This is a genomic window from Streptomyces sp. NPDC002573 (genome assembly GCF_042889625.1).
GTDB lineage: Bacteria > Actinomycetota > Actinomycetes > Streptomycetales > Streptomycetaceae > Streptomyces > Streptomyces gibsoniae.
The window spans coordinates 1407-2606 of record NZ_JBIARC010000221.1 but is presented as its reverse complement, the minus strand read 5'-3'; the positions used below and the strand labels follow the sequence as shown (position 1 = coordinate 2606).

The 1200-nt window shown below is 70.0% G+C and carries 2 protein-coding genes; one reads left to right on the top strand and one right to left on the bottom strand.

Features of this window, described 5'->3' with window-relative positions; all coding sequences use genetic code 11:
- Positions 1-72 precede the first annotated feature (72 nt).
- On the bottom strand, positions 73-504 hold the full coding sequence (locus tag ACFYX0_RS47380) for an Hsp20/alpha crystallin family protein (protein ID WP_388981954.1): 432 nt from the start codon (positions 502-504) through the stop codon (positions 73-75).
- 127 nt (positions 505-631) lie between these two features.
- On the opposite strand from ACFYX0_RS47380, the gene ACFYX0_RS47375 reads away from it, so the two are divergent.
- A partial coding sequence (locus ACFYX0_RS47375) for a type III effector protein (protein ID WP_388981951.1) occupies positions 632-1200 on the top strand: 569 nt, incomplete at its 3' end.

Below are 1200 nucleotides of genomic sequence, written 5' to 3'. Positions count from 1 at the left end.
GGGGCGCGGAGGACGGGCGAGGGGGAGAGATACCCGTCCTCCGCCTGTGTTCAGCCACTCATCGGGTCCGGTTCAGCTGGAGATCTCCTGGCGGCCGGATCCGACGCCGATGGCGATCTTGCGGGGCTTGGCGCGCTCGGCGATGGGGATGCGCAGGGTGAGCACGCCTGCGTCGTAGTCGGCCTGGATGTGCTCGGTGTCCAGCGTGTCGGCGAGCACGATCTGGCGGGAGAAGACGCCCAGCGGCCGTTCCGACAGTTCCATCTGCACGTCGTCGGCCTTCGTCACGGGCCGGCGCTCGGCCTTGACCGTCAGCATGTTGCGCTCGACGTCGATGTCGATCGCGTCCGCGCTGACGCCGGGGATGTCGAAGGCCACCACGTACTGGTCGCCCTCACGGTAGGCGTCCATCGGCATCGGGGACGGCCGCGACCACGTACCCGGGCCCATCAGCTGCTGAGCCAGCCGGTCGAGCTCACGGAAGGGGTCAGTGCGCATCAACATCGGAAAACACCTCCGGGAAAGTTCTGGCAGTTGCTGCCAATGCGCCTCACTGACCCCGTTGTAACATGTCATCCAATGGATGACAAACATGAGGTCGTCCACAGGATGACTACTGAGGGAGGTGCCCATGACCCCGGCCGACCAGCCGGTATCGCCCAGCGCCGACATACAGGGCCCGGCGTCGTTCCTCGCTGCCGCGGCAGCCCTTCAAGCCATCGGCGACGCCCTGTATGCCGCCCGGCACGAGGTCTGCGGTGCTGCCGAGACTCAGGACGTCGACCCGGAGCAGGCCCTGGCCTCTCTCCTGCTGCTGCGGCAGGTACGCGAGCAGCTCGCCGGATGGGAAACCGGCCTGATCGAAACCGCCAGGGATGCGGGGGCCAGTTGGGCCGACCTCGCCCGCCCCCTCGGCGTGGCCAGCCGCCAGGCCGCTGAACGCCGCTACCTGCGCGGCCGCCCCGGCCCTGCTGGAACTACCGGCGAGCAACGCGTGAAGGCCACCCGCGAACGCCGCGCCGCCGAACGCACCACCGCCACCTGGGCCCGCGCGAACGCCGCCGACCTGCGGGCCCTTGCAGCCCGGATCACCGCGCTCGCCCACCTCACGCCCGAAGCACGCTCCGCCCAGGCCGCCCTGCGTACCGCTCTCGGCGCCAACGACGCCGCCGAGCTCATTGCCCCCCTGGCCGGCATGCG